Annotated in this window: 4 protein-coding genes and 2 pseudogenes; 4 read left to right on the forward strand and 2 right to left on the reverse strand. The window is 62.6% G+C overall.

The features are described 5' to 3' along the window. Positions 1-160: 160 nt before the first annotated feature. Complete coding sequence (locus ACGVJ8_RS06260; protein WP_392346438.1) at positions 161-772, reverse strand: DUF3177 family protein; 612 nt, start codon at positions 770-772, stop codon at positions 161-163. A 68-nt stretch (positions 773-840) separates the two neighbouring features. Here ACGVJ8_RS06260 and ACGVJ8_RS06265 point away from each other — a divergent pair. From ACGVJ8_RS06265 to ACGVJ8_RS06280, 4 genes and pseudogenes are all read left to right on the forward strand, one after another. Then, positions 841-1,977 (forward strand): annotated as a pseudogene (locus tag ACGVJ8_RS06265) (FIST C-terminal domain-containing protein). Positions 1,978-2,049: 72 nt separating this feature from the next. Then, complete coding sequence (gene trmB / locus ACGVJ8_RS06270) at positions 2,050-2,754, forward strand: tRNA (guanosine(46)-N7)-methyltransferase TrmB (RefSeq protein WP_392346440.1); 705 nt, start codon at positions 2,050-2,052, stop codon at positions 2,752-2,754. Between the two features lie 9 nt (positions 2,755-2,763). Beyond that, positions 2,764-4,080: an IctB family putative bicarbonate transporter gene (locus tag ACGVJ8_RS06275; RefSeq protein ID WP_392346442.1), complete on the forward strand. Its 1,317-nt coding sequence runs from the start codon at positions 2,764-2,766 to the stop codon at positions 4,078-4,080. After that, positions 4,077-5,030 (forward strand): BadF/BadG/BcrA/BcrD ATPase family protein, encoded by a 954-nt coding sequence (locus tag ACGVJ8_RS06280; RefSeq protein ID WP_392346444.1) that lies wholly within the window; start codon positions 4,077-4,079, stop codon positions 5,028-5,030. Before ACGVJ8_RS06275 ends, ACGVJ8_RS06280 begins: the two co-directional genes overlap by 4 nt. Here ACGVJ8_RS06280 and glmM read toward each other — a convergent pair. Further along, a pseudogene (gene glmM, locus ACGVJ8_RS06285) lies at positions 5,017-5,631 on the reverse strand (phosphoglucosamine mutase); the annotation flags it as partial. The gene ACGVJ8_RS06280 and the pseudogene glmM overlap by 14 nt on opposite strands.

Consider the following 5,631-nt stretch of genomic DNA (forward strand, 5'->3'; position numbering starts at 1 on the left):
TCGGGGTCAAAAGCGGTTGGGTGCGTGGTGCTGCTGCTGAACCCACGGAAGATCAGCAGTTCAAACGGCACATCGCCCACCTGCCCCCGCAGACGGACAACCCGTTGGGGCTGAGCACGCGTTCGCTCTTCAAGTGCCTGAACCACCGCCTGATCGTTCATCAGAAATCACCGGCCACGCGTCCGTAACGGGGTAGACGCACCAACAACCACTGCAGCAGACCGGCTAGATAAGCCACCAGGGCGACGTAACCAACAAAGGCAGCAACGGCCTCCGTCCACAGACCACCGAACAGCAAATTGAACACCGTGGCCGCAAGACCATGAATGCCCTGAGGAGCCTCCAGCCAGGTGAGGCATGCCGGGGACTCCAGCTGTCGCATGCAGCCCAAACCTGTCACGCTCATACCCAGGCTGAGGAGACCAAAACTAGTGAATGCCCAACGCCAAACCTTCACCGCCAGGGGCAGCGGACGCCAGGACGGTTGGTCGGCCAGCTCTTCATTGATGTCGACCCAGAACCACAGGCTGGTCACCATCAAGACCGGTGCGACAACCGCTATGGCGTAGCCCAAGGGGCGCTGGTCCGTCAGCAGCAGCAGGCTGATTGCCATCAGGCTGGCCACCTTCCAATAGATGCCGAGCAGCCGCAGCACCAACGGCTCGCGACGCCAGGCCGACCAGATCAACAGGACCAAAGGCACACCAACGGCAAAAGTGGCGGCCAAGCGATAGGTCAGCCACACCAGAGCGCGGTACGTGAGCTCGTTCACTGGGACTGTCACAGTGCCGCCATTATCAACGTCCCGAGCTGACCTCCAGGGTTGATAGGGTGCGCTTCATGGCACCGTTCGCACCGTTCAGCTGGTTCCGTTCTGGGGGCGCTGAAGCCAGTTGCCGGACAGGATTTTCTGCGAAAGCGTCCCTGAACGAAGCTGCTCGGGATGTGGTCGAGCAACTCGGCCGATCCAGGGGTGAAGCCGATCTCTCCCTCGTCTTCACCTCAACGGGTTACGCCACCGACCTGCCGCGGCTGCTACCGATGCTGCGCGCCCAAATCAGCGCGAAGCACTGGATCGGATGCGCCGGGGGCCTCAATCGCCACCTAACACCTGAGCACAGAGGAGTTGCCTAATCTGGATGGAGCCGCCCAGCAATGGCAGGACTGGGTTGGCATCACCTCCGAGGCTGCCCGCAGCCAGATCCTGCTGATCGACCCCACCAGCAGTGGAATCAATGACCTCATCAGCGGGCTGGACTACGCCTATCCGGGTGCAGAGAAGATTGGTGGCATCGCAGCACCCCACAACACCCGCACGGATCGCTGCTGCTGGATGACCAGGTCGTCACCGGCGCGGTGGGGGGAGCTGGCGACTCGAAACGGTGGTGGCGCAGAGCTATCGCCCCATCGGCCCGGTCTTCTCAATCGAGCAGGTGCAGCGCAACATGCTGCTAAAATTCAGTAATGGCAGCATCAAGGCCAGCCCCATCAATTGCCTGCAACGGGTTCTGGCCGACCTCAGCGAACGAGAGCGCGAGCTGGTGCGTCACTCGTTGTTCCTCAGCGTGGAACGCAGCAGCCTACGGCTGAATGCCGACGGAGCAGCGTCAGAAGCGAGTGCCTTCCTGATCCGCAACCTGATCGGAGTCGATCCCAACAATGGCGCCGTGCGTGGCCGTTGCTGAGCGGGTGCGTGCCGGCCAAAATGTGCAATTTCACCTGCGCGAAGCTGCCGCCTCCCAGGACGAAGCCATTGCCCTGCTCAAAGCAGCGACAGCTGATTCAGGCGACACGGTCCATTTCGGACTCCTCATGGCCTGCCTGGGACGGGGCAAAGGGCTGTTCGGTTGTGCCGATGGCGACATCAGCCTGGCGCGCCAACTGATGCCTGGCCTGCCTGTGGCGGGAGCGTTTTGCAATGGTGAGATCGGACCCGGCGGCGGGACGACGCATCTACATGGCTACACTGCCTGCTAAGGCTTGCTGCGCCAGGACCCCGACAGCGGCTCTGACAATCTCGGTTGAACCGAATCGCACCGCCTGGGAACCTTGCGTCAGCACGTCAATCCCCTCAGCAGCTTCTTCCAGTTGCCGCTGGAACTACCTCCACCTGAGGCGCTGTTTCGCGTTCCTGATCATCCGATCCACCTTGATATTGGCTGTGCCCGCGGGCGTTGCCTGCTGGGCCTGGCCGAGCGTGGTCCCCACTGGAACCATCTCGGCGTTGAAATCCGCCGGCCCCTAGTGACCTCCGCCGATCGAGAGGCGCTCGCCTCGGAGCACGGCAATGTTCGGATCCTGTTCTGTAACGCCAACATCAGCCTGGAGGGCTGGATGAAGGCCCTGGAGCATGACCGTCTGCAACGGGTCTCCATCCAGTTTCCCGATCCCTGGTTCAAACGAAGGCACCGCAAGCGCCGGGTCCTGCAGCCCGCGCTGCTCTTGGGCATCGCAACGGCCCTCCAGCCTGGCCGCGAGCTGTTTCTGCAGAGCGATGTTCTCGACGTGATTGAGCCGATGGTGGCTCTCACCGAACTCAGCGCCTGTTTTGACCGCCCCACCGAGGATCAACGGCCCTGGCGCGCCAGGAACCCGCTTTCGGTTCCCACGGAACGGGAGCGCTACGTGCTCGAGCAAAACCTCCCCGTCTACCGGGTTCTCTACCGCCGGAACAAGAATCCACTGCCTTCCGTGTCAAATCTGGAACAGCGCTGGCAGGAGATCGATAATCCGGCGGAAGTACTCACCACCTGAAGCCCCACGATGGCCTCTGCGGATGCAACCCAGACGCCGCGCGGTGGGCCACTGTTGGCACGCTGGCAGGGGCTGATGGCTCCGGATCAGGCGGTGCTGAAACGCCTTGAAAGGCTAGCGGGACTCCTCCTGCTGGCCTTGCTCACGGGTCTTCCCCTGTTCACACGCACAGGCCTGGCCCTGGTGATTGCATCCTGTGGCATCCTGTGGCTGCTGTGGTGCCTCTGCAGTCCGCCACCACAGCGCATCGGAACCATCTCGCGCTGGCTGATGCTTTTTCTAGCCATTGTGATTATGGCCACAGGATGTTCTCCGATTCCAATCGCCGCCAGCAAAGGCCTGATCAAACTGCTCAGCCACCTGGGCGTTTATGCCTTGCTCTGCAAGCTGCTGCTGAGCAACGGCCGATGGTGGGACCGGCTGGTCGCCGGACTGCTGAGTGGCGGCCTGCTCAGCAGTGTTTTGGCTTTGCGACAACTGTATGCCTCCAGCGAGGAACTGGCCGGCTGGGCCGATCCGAATTCCATCAGCGCCGGAACCATTCGGATTTATGGCCCCCTGGGAAACCCCAACCTCCTGGCGGGTTATCTGCTGCCGCTGATTCCCTTCGCAGCGATCGCACTGGTGCGCTGGCGTGGTGTGGGAGCCCAGCTATTTGCCGGCACCACATTGGTGTTGGCAGCAACAGCCACGCTGTTCACCTACAGCCGCGGCGGCTGGCTGGGGATGGTTGCTGCCGGTGCCGTGCTGCTGCTGTTGCTGCTACTGCGCTGGACACGCCACTGGCCTCGGCTCTGGAGACGTCTGGTGCCCCTCGCCGTGCTGCTTATTGGAGCCGCTTGTCTGGTGGTGGCGGCCACCCAGATCGATCCGATCCGCACGCGCATCACCAGCCTGCTGGCGGGACGGGGGGATAGTTCCAACAATTTCCGCATCACCGTCTGGATGGCGGCCATCCAGATGGTGCAAGACCGTCCCTGGCTGGGCATCGGCCCTGGCAATGCAGCGTTCAACAGCATCTATCCGCTGTATCAACAACCGAAGTTCAACGCCCTCAGTGCCTACTCCGTTCCCTTGGAAATCCTGGTGGAAACCGGCATTCCCGGGCTGCTGGCCTGCCTGGGATTGCTGGCCAGCAGCCTGAGGCAGGGCCTCAAGCAGCTCAATGCCGATAGTCCAAGCGCCTTGGCGTCCATCGCCAGCCTCGCTGCCATCACTGGCCTACTAATGCAGGGCAGCACCGACACGATCTTCTTCCGCCCCGAAGTTCAGCTGATCGGCTGGTTTGCCCTGGCCAGCCTGGTGAGTCGACCCAGGGAATCATGAGGCTGCTCGCTGGATTCGATGCCGGACAGACGCACACACGCTGCCGCCTCAGCGTGGTCGAAAACGGCTTGCACCAGCCTGTTGGCGAAGGCGAGGGTCCCGGAGTCAGTCACCTGGATACCCCCCAAGGTACACAACGTTTCCTCGAGGCGATCAGCACCAGTGGACAGCAAGCCCTCAGAAATCACTCCGATGGTGTGATCCAGGCGGCCGCTGTCGGAGCCAGCGGCATCGAACACGGAACAGCGTTGCAACAGCGCGCTGAACGTTTGGTGGGTGAAGCCCTAGCCATCGGTGATGACACAGGGTTGACCAAGGTGCTGGTCACCGGAGACGAACGCACGGCCTTGCGAGGTGCGATCCCTGAAGGTGCAGGAATCCTGGCGATCAGCGGTACGGGAATGATCGTGCTGGGCCGAGACGAGAACGGCCATGAACACCGCTGTGGCGGTTGGGGATGGCTGCTCGATGGAGCCGGCTCGGCCTTTGACCTCGGCCACCAGGGATTGCAACTGACCCTGCGCATGGCCGATGGGCGCCTGCCCGACCATCCTCTGCGCCTGCAGATCTGGAATCAGATGGGGTGCGACAGCCACGCAGAGGTAAAGGCCCGGGTGGTGCAGCACAACTTCGGCACAGCAGACTTCGCGGCCTTGGCTCCACTGGTGGTGGAGGCAGCAGCCCAGGGCTACTCGGGCGCGGAGGAGATCGTTCAGCGATCGGCAGCAGCCCTCTCCAGCTGCATCAGCACCGTGGCACAGCAGCTTTCACTGCCTTCCCCCGTGGTGGTCTGCCATGGGGGAGCCATCACTCATCTGCCGGAGTTCCGAACAACCGTGCAACAGGCCATCCGTCAGTCGATTCCCGAAGCCCGATGGGGCAAGGCCAAGGGCGATGCCTGTGATGGCGCGCTCCTGATGGCCGAGGCCTTAACCCTCAGGCCGCGTTGAGATGTTCCTCGGCAACGGCGGCCAGATGCCCCGTCCAATGCTCCACAGCTGCCGACTGCTCGGCTTCCACCATCACCCGAACCACGGGCTCGGTGCCGCTGGCTCGCACTAAGATGCGACCGCTATCGCCCATCGACTGCTCCGCTGAAGCAATGGCATCGGTCAGAGGGGTGCAGGTGCTCCAATTCTTGCGACGCGAACGGTCCATCACCCGCACATTGACCAATTTCTGGGGATAGGCCTGGAAACTGCAGTCCAACCAATCGCTGAGGGAGATGCCTTGGGCATGGCACAAGGTGGCCAACTGCACGGCGGTCAGTACACCGTCGCCACACAGCCCATGGGAGGCCGAAAGGATGTGGCCGGATTGTTCTCCACCGAGGGCCGCGCCACTGGCCACCATCGCGGCATGAACGTGCTGATCTCCCACCGGCGTGCGGTCAAGGATGCCGCCGCGCTGCTGCCAAGCCCGCTCAAAGCCGAGGTTCGACATCACAGTGGCCACCAACCGCTGATCGGGGAGCGCCTGCTGCTCCTGCAGCACAGAACCCCAGAGATAGAGCACGTGGTCTCCATCGATGATGCGACCGCGGCCATCCAC

It is taken from the genome of Parasynechococcus sp., assembly GCF_042954245.1.
Classification (GTDB): Bacteria; Cyanobacteriota; Cyanobacteriia; order PCC-6307; family Cyanobiaceae; genus Parasynechococcus.

Coding starts and splice junctions, on each gene's coding strand:
- ACGVJ8_RS06280 (WP_392346444.1), top strand. CDS start 4,077: ATGAGGCTGCTCGCTGGATTCGATGCCGGACAGACGCACACACGCTGC.
- ACGVJ8_RS06275 (WP_392346442.1), top strand. CDS start 2,764: ATGGCCTCTGCGGATGCAACCCAGACGCCGCGCGGTGGGCCACTGTTG.